This window comes from Thauera terpenica 58Eu (assembly GCF_000443165.1).
GTDB lineage: Bacteria > Pseudomonadota > Gammaproteobacteria > Burkholderiales > Rhodocyclaceae > Thauera > Thauera terpenica.
Genome location: NZ_ATJV01000092.1, coordinates 113,633 through 128,164, shown reverse-complemented (window position 1 = coordinate 128,164; position 14,532 = coordinate 113,633). Strand labels below are relative to the sequence as shown.

Annotated in this window: 13 protein-coding genes; 6 read left to right on the top strand and 7 right to left on the bottom strand. The window is 65.8% G+C overall.

The window, feature by feature from the left end; all coding sequences use genetic code 11:
- Nucleotides 1-76: 76 nt before the first annotated feature.
- The 5 genes from M622_RS36740 to M622_RS36720 are packed head-to-tail and all read right to left on the bottom strand — an operon-like array spanning nt 77 to nt 4,448.
- Nucleotides 77-751, bottom strand: a complete 675-nt coding sequence (locus M622_RS36740) for an ABC-type transport auxiliary lipoprotein family protein (RefSeq protein ID WP_021250732.1) — start codon at nt 749-751, stop codon at nt 77-79.
- Nucleotides 748-1,689 (bottom strand): MlaD family protein, encoded by a 942-nt coding sequence (locus M622_RS36735; protein ID WP_021250731.1) that lies wholly within the window; start codon nt 1,687-1,689, stop codon nt 748-750. The genes M622_RS36740 and M622_RS36735 overlap by 4 nt, the downstream gene beginning before the upstream one ends.
- 1 nt (nt 1,690) lies before the next feature.
- A complete protein-coding gene (locus M622_RS36730; protein WP_031347477.1) occupies nt 1,691-2,566 on the bottom strand; it encodes an ABC transporter ATP-binding protein in 876 nt (291 codons plus the stop codon).
- 11 nt (nt 2,567-2,577) lie between these two features.
- Nucleotides 2,578-3,717: an MlaE family ABC transporter permease gene (locus M622_RS36725; protein ID WP_031347476.1), complete on the bottom strand. Its 1,140-nt coding sequence runs from the start codon at nt 3,715-3,717 to the stop codon at nt 2,578-2,580.
- Nucleotides 3,714-4,448 (bottom strand): TetR/AcrR family transcriptional regulator, encoded by a 735-nt coding sequence (locus M622_RS36720; RefSeq protein WP_021250728.1) that lies wholly within the window; start codon nt 4,446-4,448, stop codon nt 3,714-3,716. The genes M622_RS36725 and M622_RS36720 overlap by 4 nt, the downstream gene beginning before the upstream one ends.
- A 233-nt stretch (nt 4,449-4,681) precedes the next feature.
- Here M622_RS36720 and M622_RS36715 point away from each other — a divergent pair, with 233 nt between their 5' ends.
- From M622_RS36715 to M622_RS36705, 3 genes are read left to right on the top strand one after another with little or no spacing between them, the layout of a single operon-like run.
- The gene (locus M622_RS36715; RefSeq protein ID WP_021250727.1) at nt 4,682-5,749 is read left to right on the top strand and encodes an HlyD family secretion protein; all 1,068 of its coding nucleotides are present in this window, start codon (nt 4,682-4,684) and stop codon (nt 5,747-5,749) included.
- Nucleotides 5,746-8,547 carry a ribosome-associated ATPase/putative transporter RbbA gene (gene rbbA / locus M622_RS36710; RefSeq protein WP_021250726.1) on the top strand — a complete coding sequence of 934 codons (2,802 nt, stop codon included), beginning with the start codon at nt 5,746-5,748 and terminating at the stop codon, nt 8,545-8,547. The genes M622_RS36715 and rbbA overlap by 4 nt, the downstream gene beginning before the upstream one ends.
- 13 nt (nt 8,548-8,560) lie before the next feature.
- Nucleotides 8,561-9,694 carry an ABC transporter permease gene (locus M622_RS36705; RefSeq protein WP_021250725.1) on the top strand — a complete coding sequence of 378 codons (1,134 nt, stop codon included), beginning with the start codon at nt 8,561-8,563 and terminating at the stop codon, nt 9,692-9,694.
- Between the two features lie 22 nt (nt 9,695-9,716).
- Here M622_RS36705 and M622_RS36700 read toward each other — a convergent pair whose 3' ends face one another.
- Complete coding sequence (locus tag M622_RS36700) at nt 9,717-10,904, bottom strand: MFS transporter (RefSeq protein WP_031347474.1); 1,188 nt, start codon at nt 10,902-10,904, stop codon at nt 9,717-9,719.
- Nucleotides 10,905-11,054: 150 nt separating this feature from the next.
- Between M622_RS36700 and M622_RS36695 the strand changes: the two genes are divergently transcribed.
- The 3 genes from M622_RS36695 (at nt 11,055) to M622_RS36685 (ending at nt 14,123) form a co-directional block, all read left to right on the top strand.
- Complete coding sequence (locus M622_RS36695) at nt 11,055-11,660, top strand: TetR/AcrR family transcriptional regulator (protein ID WP_021250723.1); 606 nt, start codon at nt 11,055-11,057, stop codon at nt 11,658-11,660.
- A gap of 125 nt (nt 11,661-11,785) precedes the next feature.
- Entirely contained in the window at nt 11,786-12,943 is a 1,158-nt protein-coding gene (locus M622_RS36690; RefSeq protein ID WP_021250722.1) for an iron-containing alcohol dehydrogenase, read from the top strand.
- An 82-nt stretch (nt 12,944-13,025) separates the two neighbouring features.
- Complete coding sequence (locus M622_RS36685; RefSeq protein ID WP_021250721.1) at nt 13,026-14,123, top strand: NADH:flavin oxidoreductase/NADH oxidase; 1,098 nt, start codon at nt 13,026-13,028, stop codon at nt 14,121-14,123.
- Here the strand turns inward: M622_RS36685 and M622_RS36680 are convergent.
- Nucleotides 14,108-14,521, bottom strand: coding sequence for a hypothetical protein (locus tag M622_RS36680; RefSeq protein WP_021250720.1), 414 nt, complete (start codon nt 14,519-14,521; stop codon nt 14,108-14,110). The two genes, M622_RS36685 and M622_RS36680, sit on opposite strands and share 16 nt — an antisense overlap.
- Nucleotides 14,522-14,532 lie beyond the last annotated feature (11 nt).

Here is a 14,532-nt window from a genome sequence, read left to right as displayed (position 1 = left end):
TGCGAACGGGCTCAGCACCCGCCATGAACTGAACGACCTGCCGCCATGACAGCCTCTGCACAGGCATCGGCCCGTCTCAGTGCGGGCAAGTCGCTGCCGTGCACGGCGCCAGCACCTCCACCGCCCAGCCCACCATTTCACTGGCCACCGCGGTAGACGCCTGGCCAAAACCGGCCACCACCTGCGTCAACTCGGCGCCTGTCGGGCGCACACGCGACTCGAACACGCGTGAGGCGAGGATGCGACGATCCTTGCGCTGGATCAGGCGCGCATCGAGCCGAACCACCACTTCGGGCGCAGCGTCACGATATTCGCTCTGAAACGCCTGCAGCTCGCTGACGAGCTCAAAGTCGGCATGCAGACGCTGCTCATCGCTGCTCAGCGCCGCAATGCGCGCATCCACCCGAAAGGCCTCCAGAATGCGATCGCGCACCAGAACCGGCGCGGGATCGCTCCAGTTCGCACCCTTGTAGACGCTGACCCGATTGCCTTCCGGCAAAACGACGATGCGCTGCCCGGTCAACTGCACCCCGCCGAGCGGGCGCGATACCCGCAGCGACAACGGCAGCGTCGTCTGCCCCGGCGCACGGCTCAGACTGGCCGGCGGCAACAGATAGGTGTCGACCGGCTCAGCGCGTGGCAGCACCGTGCACGCGCTGAGCAGCAGCAGCGCGCCCAGGGTGACAAGACGGGTGGCGCTGCGGGTAGCGCCGTGGAGCAGACGGCAGGTGTCGGGCTGCTGAGACTTCATGGGGTGAACTCCTTGACCGGCTCGAGGCCGAGCAGATATTCGGTCGGCCGTTCCTCAAGCTGACGGGTGATGAGGCGTAGCGAGGCCAGCAGGTCGCGGAACTCGGCCAGCGCGGGGCCGACTTCTTCCAGGCTGCGCACGCTGCTGTCGAGCCCACTGCGGTTGTCGGTGATCAGGGTGTCGACCGTGAGCATGGCGCGCTCGAAAGCCGCCATCGAGCGCTGCGCACTGTGCAGCGTCTGCGTGCCCTGGCCCTCGATGAGGCGGTTGGTGGTGCCGACCAGTTTGGCGGCTTCGCTCAGCGCCAGGTTGGCCTGCTCGCTGGCGCGCGCAACCTGACGCAGGGCGAGCGCAATGTCCTCGCGCTCGGCGGCGATCGCGCCGGTGGTGTGCTCCAGACTTTGCAGCGTACGGCTGATGCTGGCGACGTTGTCGGCGGAGAACAGCGCGCGCGCCTGGATCAGCATCTCATTGACGTTCACCACCACATCCTCGCCCTCGGCCAGCAGCTTGCTCAGCGGCGATGGCGTGGCAATGATGACCGCAACCTCATCCTCGTCATGGGTCAGCGCGCTGCTGTTGGCGTCGTTGCCGCTGCTGAGGCGGATGATAGACAAGCCGGTGATGCCCGATGGCACCAGGCGCGCCTCGGTGTCGCTGCGCATCGGCGCGGTGCTGTCCACGCGCACGCGGGCGATCACGCGCTGCGGATTCTGCGGGTCGAGCCGCAGGCTGGTGACGTCACCAATCTTGATGCCGTTGAACTCCACTGTGCTGCCCTTGGACAGACCGCTCACCGCCTCCTGAAACACGATGTCGTAGGCGTCGAACTGGGTGTCGCTGTCGACCTTGCCAAGCCACAGCGCAAACAGCAGCGCCGCCCCCACCACCAGCAGGGTGAAAAAGCCGATCAGCACGTGATGGGCACGTGTTTCCATGTCAGGTTTGCTCCGGGTTGGGTTCGGTATTTTGATTCGGGATGGGCTTGGAGCTCGCAGCCGCATGCACCGCCAGCGTCGCGGCGGCAGCGGCGCGGCCACGCGGGCCGTGGAAATAGTCGCGTATCCATTCGTCGTCAGCCGCGGCGACGGCGTCGAGTGTGTCATTGATCAGGACACGCTTTTGTCCGATCACCGCCACCCGGTCGGTAATGGTGTAAATGGTGTCAAGGTCATGGGTGACGATGAACACCGTCAGTCCCAGCGCGTCGCGCAGCGTGAGGATGAGCTGATCGAAGGCGGCCGCGCCAATCGGATCGAGACCGGCGGTGGGTTCGTCCAGAAACAGGATGTCGGGGTCGAGCGCCAGCGCACGTGCCAACGCAGCACGCTTGACCATGCCGCCCGACAGATCCGACGGGTATTTGTCGCCCGCATTGGCGGGCAAACCTGCCAAGGCGATCTTCAGCCGCGCCAGGCGCGCCGCATCGCCAGCACCGAGGCCGGCGTGCTCGATGAGCGGCAAGGCCACGTTCTCGATCACGGTCAGCGAGGAGAACAAGGCGCCTTTCTGGAACAGCACGCCAAAACGACGTTCGACCCGACTGCGCTGCGCCGCCGGCAGGCTGAGCAGGTCCTCACCAAACACGCTCACGGCACCGCGCGCGGGACGATTCAGGCCGACGATGGTGCGCAGCAGCACCGACTTGCCTGTTCCCGAGCCACCGACCACGCTCAGGATCTCGCCCCGACGCACGTCCAGGTCCAGCGCCTCGTGCACCACCTGGCTGCCAAACTGGTTGCGCACCGCGCGCACCTCGATGATGTTCTCGGCGTGCGCCTCCACCTTTTCCGCGCTCAGCAGCCCCCGGGTCACCAGCCCCCCCGTCACCAGCCCATCTCCATACAGAACAGCGCCGCCACCGCATCGACCACGATGACGACGAAGATCGACTGCACCACCGCTGAGGTCGTGTGCTCGCCCACCGACTGTGCACTGCCGCTGACCCGAAAACCTTCCATGCACCCGATCACCGCGATCAGGAAGGCGAAGATCGGCGCCTTGGCCATGCCGATGACAAAGTGTCTGAGCCCGACATTGTTCTCCATCACCGAAATGAACATCGTCGGCGAGATGTCCAGCGTGATCGCACACACCAGCATGCCGCCGACAATGCCGGAGATCATCGCCACGAAAGTCAGCATCGGCAGCGCCAGCAGCAGCGCCGCAACGCGCGGCAGCACGAGCAGTTCAACCGGATCGAGGCCGAGCACGCGGATGGCGTCGACCTCCTCGTTCGCCCGCATCGAGCCGATCTGCGCAGTGAATGAACTGGCGGTGCGGCCGGCGACGATGATGGCGGTGAGCAGCACGCCGAATTCGCGCAAAAAGGAATAGACGACCAGATCCACGGTGAAGATGCTGGCGCCGAACTCCGCCAGCACGGTGGCGCCAAGAAAGGCCACCACCGCACCGATGAGAAAGGTCAGCAAGGCGACGATGGGCACGGCGTCAAGCCCGGTGCGCTCGAGATTGGCGACGAGCGCAGTCATGCGCCAGCGCCGGGGCTGCAGCATCACGACAAGCGCGGTTTGCAGCGTGATGCCGATGAAGCCGGCGATGCCGCGCATGTGACGACCGAAAGTCAGCGTGGTCTGGCCGACGTGCTCGAGCACATCACCCAGTGCATGACCCGGCTTGGCGGGCACCGGCGTTTCGGTGTCGAGGGCGGCGCTGACCGCCTGCAGCAGCGCACGGCGCTCTGCGCCCAGCGCACTGCCTTGTGCCGCCAGCTCGGCCAGGCGCTCGCGACCGAGCAGCTCGTACAGCAAGGCGACACCAGCGGTATCGAGCGCGCCCAGCCCATCGACCTCGACGCGCGTGCCGGGATCGAGCCGCGGTGCCAGCACCGCCACCCGTGCGGCGAGCGCCCGGTAATGTGCGAGCGTCCAGTCACCGCCGAGCTGCAGCCGGTTTTCGCCTTCAAGGCTCGCCAATTCGGCGCTTCCCACGCTTGAACCGCTCATGAATCCCCTTGTTCCAATGGGCGTGAGCCAATGCCGCCCAGTTGCGCAAACAGTCCACGTACAAGCTGCTTCACCTCCCCCCGTGCCAGCACACCGTCTCCTGCGCTTCCGGCGCTCTCGCCCCTGCCCTCGTCCGCTTTGCCCTCCACCTGCATCGCAAGCGGCGGCGATGTCAGCGCGAACGCGATCGCCCCGGAGAGCAGGGTATGCACGAGCGCGGGCGGGCTCAGCTTGAGCACGCCACCGTCGATCGCCTCCTGCCAGATCGGGCGATAGGCGGCAAACAGGAGTCTGATGACGCGGGCGTGGAGATGCGCGAAGCGCTCCGAGCCCTCAGCCCGCTCGCGCATCATGAACCTCACCATCTCATCCTCGCCCGCCATTGTCTCGCAAAGATGTTCCATCGCCTGCAGGCACCGGGTCTCGATCGGCAGCGGCGACTGCTGCAGCACAGCAACTTCTTCGCAGTACATCAGCGCCCGCGCACGCATGTGCTCCACGGTGGCGAGCCACAGATCCTGCTTGGAACCAAAGTGATGCGCAACCATTGAAACATCGCAATCTGCCGCAGCCGCCAGCGCGCGCAGACTGACCCCATCGTAGCTGCGCACCGCAAAGGCCTGGACCGCGACATCCAGAAGACGCTTCTGGCAATTCCTGTCCTGCTCAATAGCCTGTGCCTTGGGCCGGCCGCGGCCGCGACGACGTGACGCACTATTGTCTGTCATCATCCATCTCTCATTCCATGGTGTTATCCGTGCGGGCCGAGAGCACACTCACGGCCTTGCGCGACGCGCCCAGCACATCGCCTTGACAATGATATCTAACACATGTTGGAATACAAGTGCAGTGCAGCATCAATTTCCTGCACCGCCGCTCAACACACCGGACACGCCTGCCGCCGCACGCTTGCGGCAGCCCCGCCAACGGACAGCACGCCGTGGCAACTGCATCGGGAATTGTCATGAAGACCAAGAACACCAACAAGATGGTATGGATTGTCGCCGCTGTGCTTGCCCTTGGCGCAGGCGCAGCCTGGCAGTGGCTGCAGCCCGCCGCACAGAATAACAACTTCGTCACCGGCAATGGCCGCATCGAAGCCACCGAGATCGACGTCGCCGCCAAGGCACCCGGGCGCGTGCAGGACATCATGGCGAACGAAGGCGACTTCGTGAACGCGGGCGACATCGTCGCCCAGATGGACATGAAGTCCACCGAAGCCCAGCTAGCCCAGGCCCGCGCCCAGGTCGCCAACACCATCAGCGGCCGCGAGACTGCGCGTGCCCGGCTGGCGCAGCGCAAGGCCGATGTCGTGATGGCCGAAGCCGTGCTGGTGCAGCGCCGCTCGGAGCTCGACCTCGCGCGCAAGACCAGTGCCCGCTCGCAGGCGCTGCGTGCCGATCGCGCGATCTCCGAGCAGATCGCCGACGACAATGCCGCGCGCGTGCGCAACGGCGAGGCCAGCGTCAACGTTGCCAGCGCCCAGATCACCGCTGCCCAGGCCGCCGTACGTGCGGCCGAAGCCGAGATCGACCAATCCGTCGCTGCCATCGAAGCGGCAAATGCAGTGGTGGTCCGCCTGCAGACCGAACTCGAGGACGGTGCCTTGCGTGCGCCACGCAATGGCCGGGTGCAGTACCGCGTCGTACAGCCAGGTGAAGTGGTGGCCGGTGGCGGCAAGATCCTCAGCCTGGTGGACATCGGCGACGTGTACATGACCTTCTTCCTGCCCGAGATGGCCGCGGGCCGGGTGGGGATGGGCACCGAGGCGCGCATTGTGCTCGATGCCGCTCAGCACTACGTGATCCCGGCGCAGGTGTCTTACGTGGCCAGCGTCGCCCAATTCACCCCGAAGTCGGTGGAAACCCAGAGTGAGCGCCAGAAGATGGTGTTCCGCGTCAAGGCCCGCGTCGATCCGGAGCTGCTCGCCAAATACCCCGAGCACGTCAAGACCGGCCTGCCGGGCATCGCCCATGTGCGTCTCGATCAGAGCACGCCCTGGCCCGAGGCCTTGCAGGTGAGGCTGCCGTGACCCCCGGTCAGGGCGCGGCACCCGTCGTCCGCTCTGCCGCCCAGCCTGTCGCCCGCCTCGTCGAGCTCGAGCACCGCTATGGCGACACGCTCGCAGCCGACCGTGTCAGCCTCGATGTTCCGGCCGGCTGCATGGTTGGCTTCATCGGGCCTGACGGCGTAGGCAAATCCACCTGGCTGGGTCTGATTGCCGGCGCACGCAAGCTGCAAGGCGGCCGACTTGAAGTACTCGGCGGCGACATGGCGAGCGCGCGTCACCGCAGCGCAGTGTGCCCGCGCATCGCCTACATGCCACAAGGCTTGGGCAAGAATCTTTACCCCACGCTGTCGGTGTTCGAGAACATCGACTTCTTCGGCCGCCTGTTCGGCCAGTCGCGCGCCGAGCGTGCGCACCGCATCGCTGATCTGCTCGCCTCCACCGACCTCACCGACTTCGCCGACCGTCCGGCCAACAAGCTGTCTGGCGGCATGAAGCAAAAGCTCGGCCTGTGCTGCGCGCTCATTCACGACCCCGATCTGCTCATCCTCGACGAGCCCACCACCGGCGTCGATCCGCTGTCACGGCGCCAGTTCTGGGAACTCATCAAGCGCATCCGCAGCCGACGCAAGGACATGAGCGTGCTCGTTGCCACGGCTTACATGGAAGAAGCCGAGCAGTACGACTGGCTGGTCGCGGTGGACGCGGGCCAGGTGCTGGCCACTGGCACGCCTGCGCAATTGCACGAGCGCACCGGCACCAGGACACTGGAAGAAGCCTTTCTCGCCCTGCTGCCGCCCGAGCGCCGGGGCGAGCACGCGCCGCTGCACATCCCTCCGCTCACTGCGGGCGAGGTGGTGATCGAAGCCCACGACCTGCAGATGCGCTTTGGCGATTTCATCGCCGTGGACGACGTCAATCTGCAGGTTCGGCGCGGGGAGATTTTCGGCTTCCTCGGCTCCAACGGCTGCGGCAAGTCGACCACCATGAAGATGCTCACCGGCCTGCTGCCACCCAGCCGTGGCGAGGCCCGCCTGCTGGGCGAAGTGCTCGACGCCCGCAACATCGACACCCGCCGCCGCGTGGGCTACATGTCCCAGGCTTTCTCCCTGTATGGCGAACTGTCGGTGCGGCGCAACCTGCAGCTTCACGCGCGCCTGTTCAACCTGTCGCACGACGAGGGCGACGCCCGCATTGCCGAACTCGCCCAGCGTTTCGATCTGGTGCCGGTGATGGAGGCGCTGCCCGACGCGCTGCCGCTGGGCATACGCCAGCGCCTGCAACTGGCCGTCGCCGTCCTCCACCGCCCCGACGTGCTGATCCTCGACGAACCCACCTCGGGCGTGGACCCGGTGGCGCGCGACCACTTCTGGGAGCTGATCATCGACCTGTCGCGCAAGGACGGCGTGACGATCTTCATCACCACCCACTTCATGAACGAAGCCCAGCGCTGCGACCGCATCTCGCTGATGCACGCGGGCAAGATCCTGGCCAGCGACACGCCCGAGGCCATGGTGGCAGCGCGCGGCAGCGGCACGCTGGAAGATGTGTTTGTCGACTATCTGGCCGAAGCCAGCGGCGTGACGCTGGGGATCGTCGATGAGCCCGCGCAGGACTCAGGCAGCACCATACCTGATGCTGACCCAGCGCTGCTCAGCGCCGATGCAGCGACGTCGTCCTCGGGTTCACGCGTCGCCCATTTCAGCTTCGCCCGCCTGCTCAGCTTCAGCATGCGCGAGGCCACCGAGCTGCGACGCGACCCCTTCCGCCTCACCCTCGCGTTGCTGGGCACCGTCATGCTCATGCTGGTGATGGGCTACGGCATCAGCACCGACGTGGAAGACCTCAACTACGCGGTGCTCGACCTCGATCGCAGCACGGTGAGCGACAGCTACACCCTCAATATTTCCGGCTCACGCTACTTCCTCGAGCAGGCACCCCTTGAGAGTCATGCCGACATCGACCACCGCATGCGCGCGGGCGAACTGGCGATGGCGCTGGAGATCCCGCCCGGTTTTGGCCGCGACCTCGCCCGCGGCGCGAGACCCGAGATCGGCGTGTGGCTGGACGGTGCGATGCCGATGCGCGCCGAAGTCGCCCGCAGCTACGTGCTGGGTGTGCATGCACAGACACTGAGCGAAGCCATCACCGCAAGCACCGGCGCCAGGCCCGTGCCTGCGGCCGACATTGCCGTGCGCTACCGCTACAACCCGGACATGCGCAGCCTCATCGCCATGGTGCCGGCGGTGATCCCGATGCTGCTGGTGTTCATCCCTTCCATGCTCACCGCGCTGGGCGTGGTGCGCGAAAAGGAGTTGGGCTCCATCCTCAACGTCTACACCACGCCGGTGACCAAGCTGGAATTTCTGCTTGGCAAGCAGCTGCCCTACATCGGGCTGTCGATGCTCAACTTCGTGCTCATGTTCGTGATCGCGATCACCCTCTTCGGCGTGCCCTTCAAGGGCAGCCTGCTGGCGTTCTTCGTCGGTGCGCTGATCTACGTCACCGCCACCACCGGCCTCGGGCTGCTGATGTCAACCCTCACCGACAGCCAGGTGGCGGCCATGGCCGGCACCTCGATCGGCACCTTGCTGCCGGCCATCCAGTTCTCCGGCATGCTCGACCCGGTGTCCTCGCTCGAAGGCGTGGGTGCATTCATCGGCCAGATCTACCCGACCACCCACTTTCTGACCATCAGCCGCGGCACTTTCTCCAAGGCGCTGGACTTTGGCGACCTGAGCGCCGCCTTCATTCCGCTGCTGATCGCAATTCCGGTGCTGACGCTGGCGTCGGTGCTGCTGCTCAAGAAGCAGGCACGCTGATGGGAGAGCGCAAATGAGTTCCAACAAGGGCTTGCTGCACAACACCTGGCACCTGGGCATGAAGGAATTCCACAGCCTGCTCGGCGACTGGACGATGCTGTTCCTGATCGTGTTCATGTTCACGATCTCGGTCTATGCCGACGCCCGCGCCAAGCCAGAGAGCCTGCACCGGGCCTCGATCGCCGTGGCCGACGAGGACCGTTCCCAGCTCTCGGCTCGCATCATCGATGCCTTGCGCCCACCGCAGTTCATCACGCCCCAGCATGTCGAGCTGGCCGACATCGACAAGAGCATGGACGCCGGCCTGCACACCTTCGTGCTCAACATCCCGCCCAACTTCCAGCGCGACGTGCTCGCCGGGCGCTCGCCGGCCGTTCAGCTCAACGTCGACGCCACGCGCCAGAGCCAGGCGCAGACCGGCACCGGCTATATCCAGAACATCGTCAACGACGAGATCCGCGCCTTCATGCAGCGCTATCGCGCCGCGCCCGCGCAGCCGGTCAATCTGGTCACGCGCGCGATGTTCAACCCCAACCTCAACCAGAGCTGGTTTGCCGCGGTCACCGCCATCATCAACAACATCACCATGCTCGGCATTCTGCTCACTGGCGCGGCGCTGATCCGCGAACGCGAGCACGGCACCATCGAGCACCTGCTGGTGATGCCGGTGACACCACTGGAAATCATGCTCTCCAAAGTTTGGTCGATGGGCGTGGTGGTGCTGCTGGCGTCCACATTCTCATTGCAGTTCGTGGTCAAGGGCGCACTCGGTGTGGTGGTGCCGGGATCCATCCTGCTGTTCGCGATGGCCACCCTGCTCTACCTGTTTGCCGCTGCCTCGATCGGCATCTACATGGGCACGCTGGCACGCAACATGCCGCAGTTCGGCTTGATGACCATCCTCGTGCTGTTACCGCTGCAGATCCTGTCGGGTGCGCTGACCCCACGCGAAAGCATGCCCGAGGTGGTGCGCTGGCTGATGTCGCTGGCGCCAACCACGCACTTCGTCAGCCTGGGTCAGGGCGTGCTCTTCCGCGGCGCCGGTATCGAGGTGGTGTGGCCGGAGTTCCTCATGGTTGCGCTCATCGGCGCCGCCTTCTTCGGGCTCGCCCTTCAGCGCCTGCGCAGCACCATCGGCAATATGTAGGGCCGGGCTGGCTCTGCAGCCTTCAGACCCCGGCGGGGGCAGCAGCAGCCTCACGCCGCCGGCGCACCCACAGCCAGGCGAGCGCGGCGCCGGTGAGCGCCACCGGCAGCAGCGAGCCCATATTGAGCAGCGCCCACCCCTGCGTGGTCACCAGCGCGCCGGATGCAAAGGAGGTCACCGCCATGGTCGCGAACACGAAAAAGTTGATCGCGGCCTGTGCCTTGTCCTTCTCCTCAGGCCGATAGGCCTCCATCGCCAGCGTGGTGCTGCCGGTGAACAGGAAGTTCCAGCCCACACCCAGCAGGAAAAGCGCGATCAGGAACTGGTGCAGATCCTGCCCGGACAACGCCACCGCGATGCACACCAGGTTGAGGACCACGCCCACCGCCATGATCTGCAGCACGCCAAAGCGCTTGATCAGGTGACCGGTGAAGAAGCCCGGCGCGAACATGCCGATCACATGCCATTCGAGCACCAGCGCGGCATCCGAAAACGGCATGCCGCACACATCCATCGCCAGCGGGGTTGCGGCCATGAGCAGGTTCATCACGCCATAGCCCATCGCCGCACCCACGGTCGACACGATGAACACCGGCTGGCGCATGATCTCGCGCAGTGGCCGGCCAGCGCTGGCACCCCCCGCCTTCACCGGCTCGGGCGCAAACTGGATGCCCGCCATCACCGCCATCGACACCAGGGCCAGCACCGACAGCGCCAGATAGGACGCGAGAAAGGGCGTGCTCATGCTCTCGCGCGTGTAGTTCGCCAGATTGGGACCGACCACCGCCCCGATCAGACCGCCCGCCAACACCAGCGACACCGCTTTCTCGCGAAAGGATGGCGGCGCCAGTTCAGCGGCGGCAAAACGGTAGAGCTGGCCGTTGGCGCTGTAGTAACCCGCTATCAAAGTGCCCGTCACCAGCAGCCAGAAGCTGCGCGTCGTCAGCGCAAAGGCGCACAGCAGCGCGGTGAGCAGCGCCACCACCAGCCCGAGTTGAAAGGAGGTCTTGCGCCCCCAGCGTTTCTGGGTGCGCGCCACCAGCCCGGTGGATAGCGCCCCGCCCACGACATAGCCCATCACCGGCAAGGTCGCCATCCACGCCGCAGGCGCCAGCGTCAGCCCGACCAGGCCATTGATGGCGATGAAGACCACGTTGTTCGACAGGAACAGGCCCTGGGCGATCGCCAGTAACCACAGATTCTTCTTCATGAGCCGCTTCTTGTTTTCCGATGCAGGGGCGAACTGTAGCGCGTAACGCAGCGCTCGTCCCGCCACTCCGGCGCAGGCCAGGAGCAGCGCTCAACAGTCATCAAGACGCCGCACTAGACGACCGGTCTATTTGACGCTTACAATAGCGCCATGAATTCTCGCCACACCGACACCCGCCAGCACATTCTCGACACCGGCAAGCGCATTATCGCGGCCAAGGGTTTTTCCTGCGTGGGCTTGTCCGAACTGCTGCAAGCGTCCGAGGTGCCCAAGGGCTCCTTCTATCACTACTTCAAGTCCAAGGAAGCCTTCGGCCAGATCTTGCTCGAGGACTACTTCGACAACTATCTGCTGCAACTGGGCTCCCAGTTCGACCGCGCCGAGCCGAACGCACGGGAGCGCGTGCTGGGCTACTTCGAGCACTGGCGCAGCACCCAGTCGCAAGCAAGCTGCGACGAGCAGAAGTGTCTGGTGGTCAAGCTCGGCGCCGAAGTCGCGGACCTGTCCGAAGCCATGCGGCTGACGCTGCGCGACGGCACCGAGCGCATCATCGCCCGCCTCGCCGACTGCATCGCAAGCGCTGTTCGCGACGGCTCGCTGTCCGCGCCTGGGCCCCTGCCTGTGCTTGATCCGCTGTCCATGGCGCGCACGCTCTACCAGCTGTGGCTGGGCGCGAGCTTGCTGGCCAAGTTGCACCGGGACGAAAGCCCGCTCGAGCACGCCTGGGTGCTCACGCAAGGCCTGCTCGCGCCTTGATCATTTTTGCCCACGATTCATTTTTGCCCACTAACTAGCCGACCAGTCCAATAGCTTGAGATGAACATCCGGTCTCAAGCCTCGCCCCCCACATCCGACACAACAACATCAACACAGGAAACGACATGTTGAATTTCGACTACTACAACCCCACCCGCATCGTCTTCGGCAAGGACAGCATCGCCCGCATTGACAAACTCGTTCCGGCCAATGCGCGTGTCCTGATCCTTTACGGCGGCGGCAGCGCCGAGCGCAATGGCACACTGGCCGAAGTCGAGGCCGCGCTGGGTGCGCGCACCCTGCAACGCTTCGGCGGCATCGAACCCAATCCATCCTACGAGACCCTGATGGGCGCGGTCGAACAAGTGCGCCGCGAAAAGCTCGACTTCCTGCTCGCCGTGGGCGGGGGCTCGGTGATTGACGGCACCAAGTTCGTCGCCGCCGCGGTCAATTACGCGGGTGAGCCCTGGGACATCCTCGAGACCAGCGGCAAGCATGTCAGCCAGGCGCTGCCGATGGGCTGCGTGCTGACGCTGCCCGCCACCGGCTCGGAGATGAACTGTCTGGCGGTGGTCACCCGCAAGTCGCTGCAGGCCAAGCTCAGCTTCGCCAGCCCGCTGGTGTTCCCGCAGTTCTCGGTGCTCGACCCGGTCAAGACCTTCACCCTGCCCCCACGCCAGATCGCCAACGGCGCGGTCGATGCCTTCGTGCACGTGATCGAGCAATACCTCACCTACCCGGTCAACGCCCCGGTGCAGGATCGCTACGCCGAAAGCCTGCTGCAGACCCTGATCGAAGTCGGGCCCCAGGCACTGGCCACGCCCGAAGACTACGACGTGCGTGCCAACCTGATGTGGAGCGCGACCCAGGCACTCAACGGCCTGATCGGCGCCGGCGTGCCGCAGGACTGGGCCACCCACATGATCGGCCATGAGATCACCGTGCTGTACGGGCTGGACCACGCACAGACCCTGGCCATCGTGCTGCCCCAGCTGCTCCACCTGCGCCGTGACGCCAAGCGCGCCAAGTTGTTGCAATTTGCAGCGCGCGTGTGGAAGCTGCACAGCGGCAGCGAGGACGAACGCATCGATGCGGCCATCGCCCAAACACGCGCCTTCTTCGAGTCCCTCGGCGTCAAGACCAGCTTCTCCGGCTATGGCATCGGCGCCGAGGCGGTAGACCGCATCGTCGCCCAGCTCGAAGCCCACGGCAGGACCCGACTCGGCGAGCATCGCGACATCGATCTCGCCACCAGCCGTCGCATCCTTGAAGCCTGCCTGTAAGCCTGCCTGCACGCACGCCCCCGCATCCGGCCATCCGACTCACCGACACGACCCGGCACCAACACGAACAGGGAATCCAAACATGTCTGCGCTTTTCCAGCCCTTCAAACTCAAGGACCTCAGCCTTCGCAACCGCATCGCCGTCCCGCCCATGTGCCAATACATGGCCATCGACGGCATGGTCAATGACTGGCACCAGGTGCACTACCCTGCGCTGGCGCGCGGCGGCGCCGGCCTGCTCATCGTCGAAGCCACCGCGGTCTCGCCCGAAGGCCGTATCACCCCGGGCTGCACCGGGCTGTGGAACGACACTCAGGCCGAGGCCCTCGCCCCCATCGCCGCAGCCATCAAGGCCGCGGGTGCCGTGCCCGGCATCCAGCTCGCCCACGCCGGACGCAAGGCCAGCGCCAACCGTCCATGGGAAGGCGACGACCACATCGCCGAAAGTGATGCGCGCGGCTGGGCCACGATCGCGCCTTCGGCGCTCGCGTTCGGCGCCAACCTGCCGCAAGTCCCCAAGGCCATGACGCTCGAGGACATCGCCCGCGTTCGCGCCGACTTTGTCGCCGCCGCCAAGCGTGCGCGCGACGCCGGTTTCGAGTGGCTGGAGCTGCACTTCGCTCACGGCTATCTGGGCCAGAGCTTCTTCTCGGTGCACGCCAACCAGCGCGACGACGCCTACGGCGGCAGTTTTGACAATCGCAGCCGCTTCCTGCTCGAGACGCTCGCTGCCGTGCGCGAAGTGTGGCCGGAACACCTTCCGCTCACCGCCCGTTTCGGCGTCATCGAATACGACGGTCGAGACGAAGAGACACTGGCCGAATCGATCGAACTCACGCGCAATTTCAAGCGCGGCGGGCTGGACCTGCTGAGCGTCAGCGTCGGCTTCTCCACGCTGCAGGCCAAGGTGCCCTGGGCACCGGCCTTTCTCGCGCCGATCGCCGCCCGCGTGCGCCAGGAAGCGGGCCTGCCGGTGGCCGCGGCATGGGGGATCGACACGCCCCAGCTCGCCGACAGCACGGTCGCCAACGGCCAGCTCGATCTCGTCATGATCGGCCGCGCCCACCTCGCCAACCCGCACTGGCCGCTGCAGGCCGCACGCGCGCTGAACGTCGAGCGCCCGACCTGGGTGCTGCCCGCACCCTATGCGCACTGGCTGGAGCGCTACCGCGCGGGCTGAGCGACGTCGGCGTCGGGGCTGGCGTCAGCAGCAGACTCGGCATCGAGCAAGCGCTCGCATTCGGCCATCAGCGACTGGGTCAGCTCCGATTCATGCTTCGGATCGAGCGCTTCCATCATTTCGTGCGTTGTGTAAAGTCCGGCCTCGCGCGACAGTGAGCCGGCGATCTGGCGGGCGAGCTGGTCGCTGAGATCAGACAGGTGGCGGCGCTGGGCCAAAGGCAGGCTGCGCTTGGTGCGCGACAGCCAGTCCGCCGCCAGACTGGCGCCCTGGGCTTCGGTCGGCCACTGGCCGTGTTCGTACCAGATCGACAGGCGCTCGGCGGTGAGCGCAAACACCAGCGCCGCGCGCGGTCCGCGACCATCGGCAGGGGGTGGGGGCGCGGGGGAAGACATCATCAACCTGCGTT

Excerpts from the sequence above, each read along its gene's own strand:
- M622_RS36740 (WP_021250732.1), bottom strand. The coding sequence starts at position 751 with ATGAAGTCTCAGCAGCCCGACACCTGCCGTCTGCTCCACGGCGCTACC.
- M622_RS36735 (WP_021250731.1), bottom strand. The coding sequence starts at position 1,689 with ATGGAAACACGTGCCCATCACGTGCTGATCGGCTTTTTCACCCTGCTG.
- M622_RS36725 (WP_031347476.1), bottom strand. The coding sequence starts at position 3,717 with ATGAGCGGTTCAAGCGTGGGAAGCGCCGAATTGGCGAGCCTTGAAGGC.
- M622_RS36720 (WP_021250728.1), bottom strand. The coding sequence starts at position 4,448 with ATGATGACAGACAATAGTGCGTCACGTCGTCGCGGCCGCGGCCGGCCC.
- M622_RS36715 (WP_021250727.1), top strand. The coding sequence starts at position 4,682 with ATGAAGACCAAGAACACCAACAAGATGGTATGGATTGTCGCCGCTGTG.
- M622_RS36705 (WP_021250725.1), top strand. The coding sequence starts at position 8,561 with ATGAGTTCCAACAAGGGCTTGCTGCACAACACCTGGCACCTGGGCATG.
- M622_RS36700 (WP_031347474.1), bottom strand. The coding sequence starts at position 10,904 with ATGAAGAAGAATCTGTGGTTACTGGCGATCGCCCAGGGCCTGTTCCTG.
- M622_RS36695 (WP_021250723.1), top strand. The coding sequence starts at position 11,055 with ATGAATTCTCGCCACACCGACACCCGCCAGCACATTCTCGACACCGGC.
- M622_RS36690 (WP_021250722.1), top strand. The coding sequence starts at position 11,786 with ATGTTGAATTTCGACTACTACAACCCCACCCGCATCGTCTTCGGCAAG.
- M622_RS36685 (WP_021250721.1), top strand. The coding sequence starts at position 13,026 with ATGTCTGCGCTTTTCCAGCCCTTCAAACTCAAGGACCTCAGCCTTCGC.
- M622_RS36680 (WP_021250720.1), bottom strand. The coding sequence starts at position 14,521 with ATGATGTCTTCCCCCGCGCCCCCACCCCCTGCCGATGGTCGCGGACCG.